Here is a 13,843-nt window from a genome sequence, read left to right as displayed (position 1 = left end):
CTTAGTTGTTGTCGCCTTCTACAACTTCAACGATTTCTTCGATTGAATCTGCTTTAGCTTCAGCTTCGAAAGAAACTTCTGCATCTTCACCTTGACGGCCTTCGATAACAGCATCAGCTAATTTAGAAGTGATTAATTTAACAGCGCGGATAGCGTCGTCGTTAGCTGGGATGATAACATCGATATCATCTGGATCAGCGTTTGTATCAACCATAGCTACAACTGGGATACCAAGTTTTTTAGCTTCTTTAACTGCGATTTGTTCTTTATGTGGGTCAACAACGTACATAACGTCTGGAATACGAGGCATATCTTCGATACCACCTAGGAATTTTTCAAGACGAGCACGTTGTTTGTTAAGAAGTGCAACTTCTTTTTTAGGAAGAACTTCGAAAGTTCCTTCTTCTTCCATACGTTTGATTTCTTTCAAACGAGCGATACGTTTTTGGATTGTTCCCCAGTTTGTAAGAGTTCCCCCCAACCAACGGTGGTTGATAAAGTATTGACCTGCACGAGTTGCTTCGTCAGCAACTGCTTCAGCAGCTTGTTTTTTAGTACCAACGAACAAGATAACAGCGTCGTTAGCAGCAGCGTCACGAACGAATTCGTAAGCTTGATCAGCTAATTTAACAGTTTGTTGTAGGTCGATAACGTGGATGCCGTTACGTTCTGTAAAGATGTATTTAGCCATCTTAGGGTTCCAGCGACGAGTTTGGTGACCAAAGTGAACACCAGCCTCAAGAAGTTGTTTCATTGAAATTACTGCCATGAGTAGTTTCTCCTTTATAATGTTTTTTCCTCTCTCAGACGTCGACTTGCAGTCCAACCCGAAGGCAACAAGACCACAATTGATCAGAGATGAGTATTTGTCGACAGACGACAAAATAATTCTAACAGAATTTAGAGAGAAAAGCAAGTGAATTCTATCAGATATTTCCTTGTTTTCTGTGGTTATAGGCTTTAAAGGGACACCTATGGAAGTGCTGGTCTCAGTTGGGAAATGCGCAGCGATTTTGTAAAAAATGAAACGAAAAGCTAGTTTATAGGGGGCTTAAGAATTTGAAAATTTATCTTGACCTTTACTTACATTTAAGGTAAAATAATTACTGTTGTGGCGGTATAGCCAAGTGGTAAGGCACGGCTCTGCAAAAGCTTGATCGTCGGTTCAAATCCGTCTACCGCCTTAAAGTAACAATTCATTCATTTTATAAAAACAAGAAGCTTGAGTAATCAAGCTTCTTTTTTTTTGCATCAAAAAAAGTCATTGAGTGAGCCAAAAGTTTTAGGGTGGAAAAACTATTGACGAAAGGGTTTTCCTGGCTTATGATAGAAGTGATAAGAGTATATAGTAAGAAGGTGACATGATGAAAAGGGGAAGGATTAGAGTTTTCGTTAAGCTCTCATATGCTTTTCTTTTTTTGGTGCTACTTGTAGTTTCCGGTATGTCAAGTACCGTAGATGCACGCGTTCAGGCACAAAATGATAAACATGAGCTACAAGAGTCTGGGGTGATGCTTTTTAAGGGGCAGAAGCAACTTTATTTAGAACCCTTAGATACTTTAGGGAGAGCCTCTTTAGCCCATATTCAATTACGGGATCAGGATGAGCCTAAACAAAAGAGAAAAGCCCGTCTTAACTATAACCCTGTAGGTTGGCATAATTATAAACTCTATTATGGGGATGGTAGTCGGCAGGATTGGTTGATGAATCGTGGTCATCTAGTGGGGTATCAATTTTCAGGTTTAGAAGAGACAGCTGAAAATATTGTGCCCATGACGGGGTGGCTAAATAAAGGTCAATATGTTGGTATGGATAAAGGGAATAACCAGTCTATCTTATTCTATGAGGCAAAACTCGATAACTGGGTAGCCAACCATCCCAACTATTGGTTAGACTATCAAGTTAGAGCCATCTATTCTGGTGATGAATTAATTCCACGCAAATTGAATTACAATATGCCGGTCTCGATGATAAGGGTCAAATTATGACCATTCAATTAGGTAGCGATCGTGAAGAAGTGGACATTTATGGGGTAACCAGGGTTCTTTTAGAGAATGCTTCGCCAAATGCTGTCATTAATTACTTGGATGGAACAGCTAATGGCACAGTTTTAAGCGCTCAAGGTCAGTCGGTTCAAGCCTCTGCACAAGAATCTTATGGGGAAAGCAGTAGCAGTCAAGGCGTTTCACAGTTCGCAAGTCCTGATCAAAGCTCACCTCAACAAGCTGGTTCTGAAAATCGGATAGTCTTTGTAACGGGACACGGAAATTCAGAAGTTTATTGGTATAACAAAGCTAACATGCCATCCAACACAAAATTAGAAAATGTGGTTGAAATGACAGAGGCCGAAGCTCAATTTGCTGGAAAAAGGCACTCAATGACGGAATAAAAGAAGAATCAAAAAAACTAGTTGAATAACTAGTTTTTTTCAATGTTTAATAACCAATCATGTGCTGCTTGTAAACTCTCTAAGGTGACTTCGTGGCTTCTCACCCAGAAGGGCGTAACTTGAGCTTTTCGGGATTCAAATTCGTGAATGACCTTTTGGCTTTGAGAAAGTGGCACGATAGGGTCCTTTTCTCCCATGGAAATGAAGACTTTCGTTTCCCTTTTTTCTTCTTGTAAGCTACTAGTATCAATGGGATACATAGGTGCAAAGAGAATGGCTTGTTTAAAAGGACTCTCGTCTTGTAAGAGGAGATTGATAGCCATGTTAGAGCCATTTGAAAAACCGACCAAAATAACTTGTTCTGCTGGGAAGTCATAGTCTGTCATGAATTGGCTCAGCTCCCTACTTAATTGCTTCCCTCTCATCTCTAAATCAGCTTGGTCAAACTGACCTTCAGCAAGTCGTTTAAAAAAGCGTAATGCTCCATTTTCAGAATCTTCCCCGCGAAGGGCCAAAATATTTGCATCAGGATTGAGATAGGGAACTAATGGAAAAAGACTTTCCTCATCACCGCCCGTTCCATGGAGGAGAATCAATAACGGTTGCTTGTCTTTACCTTTGTAATAGGACCATTTTGTCATTTATTGCGGCCTTTCTAAACTGAAAACATCACCAATTTTGGCATAGTCGCTACCTGCCAGACGACTAATGGGCTCCAATGCTTGAGCAGAGATACAACCATCTTGGTAGACTTTTTTATCTATATGGAAATGGACGATCTGTAAAAGCAGTAAATCAGCTATGATTTGATTTTGCTCATCTAAGATTGGGACATGCTGGTAGAGCTTTGCTTCAAAACGGGTCAGTGCTTCCGCAACCCCAGGCGTTTTGATACTGCTAGAATCCACTAGGCTCATCCCTGTTAAAGCTAATTCGCTCTGACCGCGTCCCAAGGATTTAGCGGCCTGGTTCACAGCATCTAGGTTACTGCTTGTGACGCTGTGGATAACAGCTTCTTTTTGCTTGAGAATATTACTTGCTGTGTCTTTCATCTGTCCATTTTGCCTTTGGACGCTGATAGAAATGATAGCTGGCTTGTGCGAGACAATATTATAAAAGCTGAAAGGAGCAAGATTGATTTGTCCATTTTCAAATTGTGTGGTCAAAAAAGCAATGGGACGGGGAATAACACTACCAATCATCAGTTTGTACTGTGCTTTGGGGCTTAGGTCCTTACTATTAAATGAGATCATTGTTTACCTCTCTGGAATTCTTAAAGGGGTTAGACTTGTTTCAATCTGATGGCGTCTATTTTCGTATTTATCAGGTAATTGTAGTTTTTGTCCTAATTGGTCAAAAGGTTCATCAATGGTTATGCCAGGACCATCTGTCGCTAATTCAAAGATAACTTTGCCGGGTTCACGGAAATAAATTGACTTGAAGTATTTGCGATTGCGGATCACAGTAACATTTTGTCCGATACTAGCAAGATAGTCTCGGTTTTGTTTGAGTACTTCTTGATTTTCAACTGCCCAAGCAATGTGATGGACAGTCCCAATGCCCATTTGTCCTCGGTCGTAATTTACCTTAGGTAGGTAGATATGGTCTGCCTCCAAACGAGTTGTCTTGAGATGGTAGAAATCCTCGTTTTCTTCTATGGGAAGCAGGCCAAATTCATTAATAAGGAACTGGTAACTGGCCTGATAGTCGGCTGAGAGCATGTAAGTTCCATGAAATCCAGCGATTTCTGGGGTACTTGCTACATCTGGCCCTTCAACTAGGGCTAATTCTAACTGGTGTGGGTCTTCAAAAAAGAGGGCACTGGCTTCAAAGAGGCTTCTTTCTTGGTAAGGAATACCAAAGCTTTTTAAGCGATGGCTCCAAAAATCAAGGGAAGCTTTGGGGATTTGAAAGAGGATACGTCCTCCCTGACCACTGCCTTTTGTTCCAGCTTGGCCATTTTCCAAAGGAAAAAAGGTCATGAGACTGGGAGCTGAAAGGTTTTGGCTGGTAAAATAGAGATGGTAGCCACTGGGGTCATCGAAATTGACGGTTTGTTTAACCAGTCGGAGATTGAGGACTTGGCTGTAAAAATCCAGGTTTTCTTGGGCATTGCCAACGATGGCACTGATGTGGTGGATGCGATTGATATTTTCCATAATAACTCCTTAGTGTGGACGACTGGTATCAAAGGGGCGGACCATATTTTCAATGATGTGGCGTTTTGGTTCCAAGAATGGAGGTAGGGATAAGGCTTCGCCGAGGGTTTCATAAGGTTCGTCGGTAGCAAATCCTGGTCCATCGGTTGAAATTTCAATGAGAATGTGGCCAATGCGAGCATAGAGGGCTTGGAAATAGAAACGGTCAACCAGACCAGAGCTTAGAATACCAAGGCTTTCATATTTATCAGCCCACTCTTGGATGGCTTTGGAGTCTTTAACACGGAAGGAAACATGATGAACTTGGCCATAGCCTTGGATGGCTTGTCGGCTTTCTGTGTCTTGGCGAAGGATAACTTGGCCACCATGCCCTCCGAGTCCGACCTCCAAAATGCTATAATTGTCACTTGTTTCAAGGACATGCATGTCATAAATTTGCATCAGGTAATTTTTGAAATCCTCATAGTAACTGACAGTGATTTCTATTGGTCCCAAGCCATAAATAGCTTTGTCAGTTGGGACTGGTCCATTTTGCCATGGAATACCGGCTTCAACACCGTGATTGTGTTGGTCTGAGACTAATTGGTAGCGTTGACCGTCTTCTTCTTCAAATGGCAGAGCTTTGTGACCAAACAAGTCGATGATGCCATCATTTTTGACGCCATATTGGTCAAAGCGTTCTAAATAATAATCTAGAGCGGCATCATTTGGGACACGGAAGCCGATCCGGGTAATAGCGTTGGTGCCGCGAATCCCTTTTGGATTATCGGGGAAATCAAAGAAGCTCATGTCAGTGCCTGCATTCCCTCGATCATCGGCAAAAAAAGTATGGTAAGTGTGGATATCATCTTGGTTGACTGTTTTCTTTACTAGTCGCATGCCCAGTACTTCAGTGAAAAAACGGTAGTTACGCTCTGCGCTATTGGTCATGGCTGTAACGTGATGGATTCCTAATAATGCTGATTCTCTCATAATGAGACCTCTTTTCCTAGTAGTAAAGACTCCCTTTTCGGGGATAGATTTGGTAGTTTTGTTTAACTATTTGTAGTTTATAACTAATTAGTGATAAATAGCAACTGTTTTGTTTAGTCAAAAAAGAAGTGACCTTTGGTCACTTCTGGCGGGTGCGGTATTTAATGAAATCGTAGGCAAAATTCGGGGAGCTTTCACGGAGGGAAAAGCTCTCTAACTCATTGACTTGGTCACGTAAGACTTGAGTTTCACGTGAACTTAAGTCGCCCATTTGTTCAAATTCATGAATGGTTCGTCTTTCTAAATAATACCCTTTTAACTGTAAATCATTGGAATCTGGTAGGTAGTGCATTAAGACCCGTTCGACAAAGAGTCCGGAATTGATCAGTTCGGCATACTGGATGCGTTGGCTCTGCAAGAAGTTAACTAGAGAAGAGTTGTAGTAACCCTCTAGGTCTTCTAAAGCTTCTAGGACCAATTCGGTATTGTTCAAAAAGAGGTCGGTTAGACGTTCCCGGTTATTTGGACTAAGCTGAATTCTCGGTTTTTTAATTCGTTCAACGATGGAATGGAATCCTTGGAAGGAGCTGATTTCATGTAAGAGACCTCGGAAAACGCGCAAGAGTATAGTCAAAGCGTAGGTGAAGCTAGAGACAAAGCTACGATTGACATCCCGTTCCATAGATTTAATGTAGGATTGATAGATTCGGTATTCTAGGAGTGAAATTTCCTTTTTCTTAAAGGCAAACTCGAGACCGTTACTTTCAATGGATAGGATCATTAATTGAAGTTCAGCTAAATCAGCCATGACTTCATTAGATTCCTGTTCTAAGATGAGACTTTCAATCCGTTTATTATAGGTGTCAACCACGTGATAGATAGCGGCTTGATTGTTGTTTTGGTCATCACGACTTTCATCTTCTAACTCTTTAATAACAGTCGTTAGGATAGCAATTTTAGTCAGATTATCTTTAGGAGTGTCTGTGACCGGTGCTAACCGTGGTAAAACGACCAGCCCTGTTAAAAAACTTAAAAGGGTAACAGCTCCGACAATAAAAAGGATTAGACTATAATCTTGGGTTATTTCTCGTGGGAGTAGGAGAATTGTGGCAATAGAGACACTTCCTTTGACTCCTGAAAAAGTCAGCAAATTAATTTCTAGCCAATATTTTTTAAAGGATCGCTTGTTGTGGATATTTCGATAGAGGTAAAAAAGACTGATGAAGACGAAGCGGAGGAAGAATAGCAGAGCTGTTAAGGCGACTACTAGTAATAACAAGTAGAAGTTACTATAATCGGGACTGGTTAGGACGGGCCCGGTAAAATGAGCAGCTTCCATTCCGAAGACAATAAAGACAAAACCATTGAGCATGAAATTTATGGTTTCCCAGATAATTGAAGTCACGCGATCAACTTGAGCATCAAATAAGGTGACTTTTTTTAATCTGTTGGCCTGCATCACGCCGGCTATGACGACGGCAATAATAGCTGAAACATCCAAGAGGCTAGCCACGAAATAAGATACGATGGGCAGGGTTAATTCTAGTAGCAAAGCTCCAGTGACATCTGCGGCGTCAAATTTTTCTAGGACGGATAAAAATATGCGGTTGAGTAAGGCGAAGACCAAGCCTACGGCTATTCCCCCGAAAATAGCAATGGTTAAATGAAGTCCAGCACTAGATAGGGAAAAGGCTCCTGTCATGATAGCTGTCAGGGCGAACTGGAAAGTAACAAGGGCACTGGCGTCATTGAGGAGTCCTTCTGAAGTCAAGATGTTTCTAACCCGGTTGGTAAATTTAAATCGTTTCGCTAAAGATAAGAAAGCAACGGCATCAGTCGGTGCTAGGGCAGCTCCCATGGCGAAACAAATGGCGAAGGGCATTTGTATAGGTAGAATTTCACTGATACCTAGTCCCATAATCAGGGTTGTAAAGAGAACGGTGGGAAGGATTAGATAAAGAATAAAGGCCCGAAAACGCAAAAAGCTTTTGACGTCACTCTCTTGTCCTTCACGGAAATTCAAGGGTGCGATGACAAAGGCTAGAAAGAGTTCAGGATTGATGACCAGTTGATTGCCCTTCGAAAAGACACCAAAAAGAAGCCCCAATACCAGTTGGATAGCTGGTAGTGGTATCTGAGGAAAAATGCGGTTAATAACATTAGACAAGATTAGGGCCACGAGGAAGCCGAAAACGAGTAAGGAAATTGGCATTCTAGTGCTCTCCTTTTAGGGGCTTATCTCCTTCGTCAATGGTATATACTCCTTTTAATTGAGCAATTTTTTGATTGATTGAAGTGAGGTCCTTATTTTCTAACATGTATTGGCAGCGTTCTTTTTCAAGAGCTAATAATTTCTTTTTAATTTTTTTGGCTTTTTTAAGATTTGAGCAGGTTAAATCACCTTGGCATGTTTGATCCTCATGTGCCTCGATGTATTTCCCTTTCATTTCTTGGATACGACTCGTTATGGAATTGACAGACATCTCATGTCCTTTCGAAAAATAAAAATTAATGTTCTGGATAGACTTGTTTCATGTCATTTTAACTCAGTTTGCATTTTAACTCAAGAAAAAGCGTTAGGCATTTTAAAAAGCGCTATCTATTTTAACCTTTTTTAAAATTTTTAAAGCGCTTTTAATGTTTTTTCTTGACATTGAAATTGGCCTTTGATAGACTTGAGATGTAATTAGCTAATGAGTAAATATTTGTGTTTTATCATCTTCATTTCTCTCTAGTTTTACACAATAGCATTAATTAGAAAGGACGTGGATGTATATGGCACAAGGTACAGTTAAATGGTTTAACGCTGAAAAAGGTTTCGGTTTTATCTCAACTGAAGAAGGTCAAGATGTCTTCGCACATTTTTCAGCAATCCAATCTGATGGTTTCAAAACTTTAGATGAAGGACAAAAAGTGGAATTTGATGTTGAAGATGGTCAACGTGGCCCTCAAGCAGTGAATATCACTAAATTATCTTAGTCAGCAACGAAGACAGATGAAAGTCTGCCTTTTTTTTTGCGTTCTTTTTGCGTTCTTAAAGAGGCGATGAGAAATAAAGATAAAGATTTGCTTTTAGCTACGGCAATTTGATATAATAAAAGTCAGTTTTAGTCAAAATGTTGCAAATAAAAAGAAGGAGAGACTTGATGCCGAGTAAAAACACATCTGATAGCATTGAAGAATATATTAAAGAGTTATTAGCTCAATCAGGAATTGCTGAAATTAAGCGTTCGCTTCTAGCAGACTCCTTCCAAGTTGTACCCAGTCAGATTAATTATGTTATTAAAACACGCTTTACTGAAAGCCGTGGTTATGAAGTAGAAAGTAAACGTGGTGGCGGTGGCTACATTCGGATTGCCAAAGTCCATTTTTCTGATAAACACCATTTAATAGGTAATCTAGCCGCCAATATCGGTCAAGAGGTTAGTGAAATTGTCTTTACCGACTCCATTCAGCTCTTGTTTGATGAACATCTGATTACTGAACGTGAGGGTAATTTTATCTTAGCCATGGCCTCAGATGAGGTTTTAGGATCAGATGCAGCTAGGATTCGTGCGCGTATGCTTTATCGCTTATTACAGCGTATTGACAGGAAGGGAAACAATTAATGATTGAATATTCACCCAAAATGCAGGAAATTTTCAAACAGGCACAATATCAGGCGGCCCGTTTCGAGAGTCAATTCTTAGAGACTTGGCACCTGCTTTTAGCAATGGTAGTGGTTGAAAGTTCGCTGGCGGGACTTGTTTTCAATGAATTTGATGGCAAGATAGCTGTCGAAGAGTATGAAGCCGCTGCTATTTTAGCCATAGGAAAAGCACCTCAAGACGACATTAAAGAATTAGCTTTTAAAGGCCAATCAAGAACCTTAACACAGATTCTTCACTTTGCTAACGCGATTCGTCAGGTTACTGGAGCTGATGAAGTGGGTTCGGAACATGTGCTTTTTGCTATTTTATTGAATCCAGATATTATGGCGACTCGTTTGCTTGAGATGGCTGGCTTTAAAATGCGTGATGATGGACAAGGTGATTTGAAACTGTCAGATTTGCGCAAAGCTATTGAGCGCCAAGCTGCTTATAGTAAAGAAACCATTAAGGCTATTTACGAGTTACGCAAACCTAAAAAAGCCAAAAGTGCAGGTTCTTTCTCAGAAATGATGAAGCCAAGCAGTACGGTTGGAGAATTGTCAGATTTCACCCGTGATTTAACGCAAATGGCTAGTCAAGGACTTTTAGAACCTGTTATTGGTCGTGAAAAAGAAGTTACCCGCATGATCCAGGTTCTTAGTCGTAAAACTAAGAATAATCCTGTCTTGGTCGGTGATGCTGGGGTTGGGAAGACAGCCCTAGCTTATGGCTTAGCGCAACGAATTGTCAATGGTTCGATTCCTTATGAATTGCAAGATATGCGCGTGCTTGAATTAGATATGATGAGCGTCGTTGCCGGAACGCGTTTTCGTGGTGATTTTGAAGAACGGATGAACCAAATCATTGATGATATTGAAGCTGATGGGCATATTATTCTTTTTGTGGATGAACTGCATACCATCATGGGGTCAGGCAGTGGGATTGACAGTACTTTAGATGCTGCTAATATCTTGAAGCCAGCCTTATCTCGTGGTACCCTCCATATGGTTGGGGCAACAACCCAAGAAGAATATCAAAAACATATTGAAAAAGATGCAGCCTTATCCCGTCGTTTTGCTAAAGTTTTGATTGAAGAACCAAATCTTGAAGATGCTTATCAGATTTTGCTGGGCTTGAAGTCTTCCTATGAAGTTTATCATAATGTTAGCATTTCGGATCAGGCTGTTCACACAGCTGTTAAAGTTGCTCATCGTTACTTAACCAGTAAGAACTTACCAGATTCTGCCATTGACTTACTAGATGAGGCCAGTGCAACGGTACAAGGTTTGGTTAAGAAAGAAGCACCTTCATTCTTAACACCAATTGACCAGGCGATTTTAGATGGTGATTTCAAAGCGGTAAGCAAGCTACTTAAGAAGGCCCAAGCTGCCAAACCAGAACCAACGCCGGTAACTGAAGATGACATCATGGCAACCTTAAGTAAATTGTCAGGCATCCCTGTAGAGAAAATTAGTCAAGCAGATAGTCAGAAATACCTTAAATTAGAAGAAGAATTACACAAACGGGTTATTGGTCAAGAAGAGGCTGTTTCAGCCATTTCTCGTGCCATCCGTCGTAATCAGTCAGGGATTCGAACAGGTAAAAGACCAATTGGTTCCTTTATGTTCCTAGGGCCAACTGGTGTCGGTAAAACAGAGCTGGCTAAAGCTTTAGCGGAAGTTCTTTTTGATGATGAATCTGCCCTAATCCGATTTGATATGTCCGAATATATGGAAAAATTCGCAGCAAGTCGTCTCAACGGTGCCCCTCCAGGATATGTCGGTTATGATGAAGGTGGCGAACTGACAGAAAAAGTTCGGAACAAACCTTATTCAGTCCTGCTCTTTGATGAGGTTGAAAAAGCTCATCCGGATATCTTCAATGTCTTGCTACAAGTTCTTGATGATGGCATGTTAACCGATTCCCGTGGTCGAAAGGTTGATTTCACCAATACCATTATAATCATGACAAGTAATTTGGGAGCAACAGCCATTCGCGATGACAAAACCGTTGGTTTTGGGGCGCGTGATATTAATCAAGACCATGAAGCTATGGAAAAACGGATTCTAGAGGAGCTTAAAAAAGCTTACCGTCCTGAATTCATCAACCGTATTGATGAAAAAGTTGTCTTCCACAGTCTGACACAAGAAGACATGCGTCAAGTGGTTATGATTATGGTGAAACCATTGATTGCAACATTGCAGGAAAAAGGCATTACCTTAAAATTCCAGCCATCTGCACTTAAACACCTTTCAGTGAAAGGATATGATGTGGAAATGGGAGCTCGTCCGTTACGCAGAACTATTCAAACAGAGATTGAAGATAAGCTGTCAGAAATGATTCTGTCTGGCCAGCTAGAGTCTGGTAAGACCTTGAAAATCGGAATGTCACAAGGCAAATTAAAATTCGAATTAAACTAAAAACGAATACCTTATTTTTTAAAAATAAGGTATTTTTTTCTTGACTAATTTTGACCAAGTGATAGAATAGTAATTGAAATTAGCACTCTTCATAAACGAGTGCTAATATTAACTTGATTATTCTATTATGATGATACAAAGGAGGAAATAATGATGTTAAAACCATTAGGTGACCGTGTTGTCGTTAAATTTGAAGAAGAAAAAGAACAAACTGTTGGTGGGTTTGTTCTTGCGGGTACTCATAAGGAGTCAACTCGAAAAGCTAAAGTTATTGCTGTTAGTGAAACAGGTATGCGTACCATTACTGGTGAAGTTGTTCCCCCTTCTGTTCAAGTTGGACAAGAAGTTTTGGTTGAAAACGGACATGATTTAGAAGTGACACAAAATGATGAAAAAGTGTCAATTATTCGTGAATCTGATATTATCGCAATTATCTCTGAATAAGACATCTGGATATAGAAAGAAGGTATTAAAATGGCAAAAGATATTAAGTTTTCGGCAGATGCGCGTGCAGCAATGGTACGTGGAGTTGATATTTTAGCGGATACCGTTAAAGTAACCTTAGGTCCTAAAGGTCGTAATGTGGTCCTTGAGAAAGCCTTTGGTTCACCATTGATCACTAATGATGGTGTGACAATTGCTAAAGAAATTGAACTAGAAGACCATTTTGAAAATATGGGAGCTAAACTAGTTTCTGAAGTAGCTTCTAAAACCAACGATATTGCGGGTGATGGGACAACAACAGCTACAGTATTAACCCAAGCTATCGTTCGTGAAGGATTAAAAAATGTAACAGCTGGTGCCAATCCAATTGGCATTCGTCGTGGGATTGAAAAAGCTACTGCAGCAGCGGTAGAAGAATTAAAAGTTATTGCACAACCTGTGTCAGGTAAAGAAGCCATTGCTCAAGTAGCTGCTGTTTCATCACGTTCTGAAAAAGTTGGGGAGTATATTTCTGAAGCAATGGAACGTGTTGGTAACGATGGTGTTATTACTATCGAAGAATCACGTGGTATGGAAACAGAATTAGAAGTTGTTGAGGGAATGCAATTTGATCGTGGTTACCTATCACAATATATGGTTACCGACAGTGAAAAAATGGTTGCTGATTTAGAAAACCCATTTATCTTAATCACTGACAAAAAAATTTCTAACATCCAAGAGATTCTTCCATTATTAGAGGAAGTCCTTAAAACAAATCGTCCACTCTTAATCATTGCAGATGATGTTGACGGCGAAGCCCTTCCAACGCTTGTTTTAAATAAAATCCGTGGCACTTTCAATGTCGTGGCTGTTAAAGCGCCAGGATTCGGCGACCGCCGTAAAGCAATGCTAGAAGATATTGCAATTCTTACTGGTGGAACAGTGATTACTGAAGATTTAGGCCTCGAGCTTAAAGACGCAACAATCGCTGCGCTTGGACAGGCAGCTAAAGTTTCTGTAGACAAAGATTCAACAGTTATTGTTGAGGGATCTGGCTCTGCTGAAGCCATTGCTAATCGTGTAGGATTGATTAAATCTCAGTTAGAAACAACCACTTCAGAATTCGACCGTGAAAAATTACAAGAACGCTTAGCGAAACTAGCAGGTGGCGTCGCAGTCATCAAAGTAGGTGCCGCAACAGAAACTGAATTAAAAGAAATGAAACTACGGATAGAGGATGCCCTCAACGCAACCCGTGCAGCTGTAGAAGAAGGAATTGTTACAGGTGGTGGTACTGCCTTAGTGACTGTTATTGAAAAAGTTGCTGCACTTGAGTTAGCAGGCGATGAGGCAACAGGGCGTAACATTGTCTTGCGTGCCCTTGAAGAACCAGTTCGTCAAATTGCTTATAACGCAGGTTTTGAAGGTTCAGTCGTAATTGATAAGCTTAAAAATAGTCCTGTTGGAACAGGGTTCAACGCCGCAACTGGTGAATGGGTAGACATGATTGAAACTGGTATCATTGACCCAGTTAAAGTGACTCGTTCTGCTCTTCAAAACGCAGCATCCGTCGCAAGTTTAATCTTAACAACCGAAGCAGTTGTAGCTAACAAACCAGAGCCAGCAACACCAGCAATGCCAGGAGGAATGGATCCTAGCATGATGGGCGGAATGATGTAAAATTTCAAAAAACAAGTGCAAAAAAGTGTAAATGATAGCATTCATTTACACTTTTTAATTTGTTAAAAAATTTCATCAAAAGCTTTTGTAAAAGCAGGGCTAGTATGCTACAATCAGATTGTAGAGCGATTAACATTTGGTTACATTGTCAAACGTATGACTTTAGGCTAC

Annotated in this window: 14 protein-coding genes and 1 tRNA gene; 8 read left to right on the top strand and 7 right to left on the bottom strand. The window is 40.5% G+C overall.

Annotation, left to right across the window (positions count from 1 at the left end):
- Position 1: 1 nt before the first annotated feature.
- Positions 2–769 (bottom strand): 30S ribosomal protein S2, encoded by a 768-nt coding sequence (gene rpsB, locus A9Q68_RS07740; RefSeq protein ID WP_071794140.1) that lies wholly within the window; start codon positions 767–769, stop codon positions 2–4.
- Between the two features lie 344 nt (positions 770–1,113).
- On the opposite strand from rpsB, the gene A9Q68_RS07735 reads away from it, so the two are divergent.
- The 3 genes from A9Q68_RS07735 (at position 1,114) to A9Q68_RS10955 (ending at position 2,389) form a co-directional block, all read left to right on the top strand.
- Positions 1,114–1,184, top strand: a tRNA-Cys gene (locus A9Q68_RS07735).
- Between the two features lie 258 nt (positions 1,185–1,442).
- Positions 1,443–1,988 (top strand): DNA/RNA non-specific endonuclease, encoded by a 546-nt coding sequence (locus A9Q68_RS10960; protein WP_240494215.1) that lies wholly within the window; start codon positions 1,443–1,445, stop codon positions 1,986–1,988.
- Positions 1,985–2,389 (top strand): hypothetical protein, encoded by a 405-nt coding sequence (locus tag A9Q68_RS10955; protein WP_240494214.1) that lies wholly within the window; start codon positions 1,985–1,987, stop codon positions 2,387–2,389. The genes A9Q68_RS10960 and A9Q68_RS10955 overlap by 4 nt, the downstream gene beginning before the upstream one ends.
- 29 nt (positions 2,390–2,418) lie before the next feature.
- On the opposite strand, the gene A9Q68_RS07725 is transcribed toward A9Q68_RS10955, so the two are convergent.
- From A9Q68_RS07725 to A9Q68_RS07700, 6 genes are all read right to left on the bottom strand, one after another.
- Positions 2,419–3,030, bottom strand: coding sequence for an alpha/beta hydrolase (locus A9Q68_RS07725; protein ID WP_071794139.1), 612 nt, complete (start codon positions 3,028–3,030; stop codon positions 2,419–2,421).
- Positions 3,031–3,642 carry a flavin reductase family protein gene (locus A9Q68_RS07720; protein ID WP_071794138.1) on the bottom strand — a complete coding sequence of 204 codons (612 nt, stop codon included), beginning with the start codon at positions 3,640–3,642 and terminating at the stop codon, positions 3,031–3,033.
- 3 nt (positions 3,643–3,645) lie between these two features.
- Entirely contained in the window at positions 3,646–4,548 is a 903-nt protein-coding gene (locus A9Q68_RS07715; protein WP_071794137.1) for a VOC family protein, read from the bottom strand.
- Between the two features lie 9 nt (positions 4,549–4,557).
- The gene (locus A9Q68_RS07710) at positions 4,558–5,520 is read right to left on the bottom strand and encodes a VOC family protein (protein WP_071794136.1); all 963 of its coding nucleotides are present in this window, start codon (positions 5,518–5,520) and stop codon (positions 4,558–4,560) included.
- Positions 5,521–5,659: 139 nt separating this feature from the next.
- Entirely contained in the window at positions 5,660–7,732 is a 2,073-nt protein-coding gene (locus A9Q68_RS07705) for a cation:proton antiporter (RefSeq protein WP_071794135.1), read from the bottom strand.
- Position 7,733: 1 nt separating this feature from the next.
- Complete coding sequence (locus A9Q68_RS07700) at positions 7,734–8,003, bottom strand: hypothetical protein (protein ID WP_071794132.1); 270 nt, start codon at positions 8,001–8,003, stop codon at positions 7,734–7,736.
- A gap of 292 nt (positions 8,004–8,295) precedes the next feature.
- Between A9Q68_RS07700 and A9Q68_RS07695 the strand changes: the two genes are divergently transcribed.
- The 5 genes from A9Q68_RS07695 to groL all read left to right on the top strand — a co-directional run bounded on the left by A9Q68_RS07695 (position 8,296) and on the right by groL (position 13,672).
- Entirely contained in the window at positions 8,296–8,499 is a 204-nt protein-coding gene (locus A9Q68_RS07695) for a cold-shock protein (protein WP_071794246.1), read from the top strand.
- 167 nt (positions 8,500–8,666) lie between these two features.
- On the top strand, positions 8,667–9,128 hold the full coding sequence (locus tag A9Q68_RS07690; RefSeq protein ID WP_071794130.1) for a CtsR family transcriptional regulator: 462 nt from the start codon (positions 8,667–8,669) through the stop codon (positions 9,126–9,128).
- Positions 9,128–11,569: an ATP-dependent Clp protease ATP-binding subunit gene (locus A9Q68_RS07685; RefSeq protein WP_071794128.1), complete on the top strand. Its 2,442-nt coding sequence runs from the start codon at positions 9,128–9,130 to the stop codon at positions 11,567–11,569. The genes A9Q68_RS07690 and A9Q68_RS07685 overlap by 1 nt, the downstream gene beginning before the upstream one ends.
- Positions 11,570–11,722: 153 nt before the next feature.
- Positions 11,723–12,013, top strand: a complete 291-nt coding sequence (gene groES, locus A9Q68_RS07680; protein ID WP_071794245.1) for a co-chaperone GroES — start codon at positions 11,723–11,725, stop codon at positions 12,011–12,013.
- Between the two features lie 30 nt (positions 12,014–12,043).
- A complete protein-coding gene (groL, locus tag A9Q68_RS07675; RefSeq protein ID WP_071794126.1) occupies positions 12,044–13,672 on the top strand; it encodes a chaperonin GroEL in 1,629 nt (542 codons plus the stop codon).
- Positions 13,673–13,843 lie beyond the last annotated feature (171 nt).

Source organism: Streptococcus bovimastitidis, from assembly GCF_001885095.1.
Lineage (GTDB): Bacteria > Bacillota > Bacilli > Lactobacillales > Streptococcaceae > Streptococcus > Streptococcus bovimastitidis.
The sequence above is the reverse complement of the archived record's forward strand: the minus strand, read 5'-3'. Positions and strand labels throughout refer to the sequence as shown.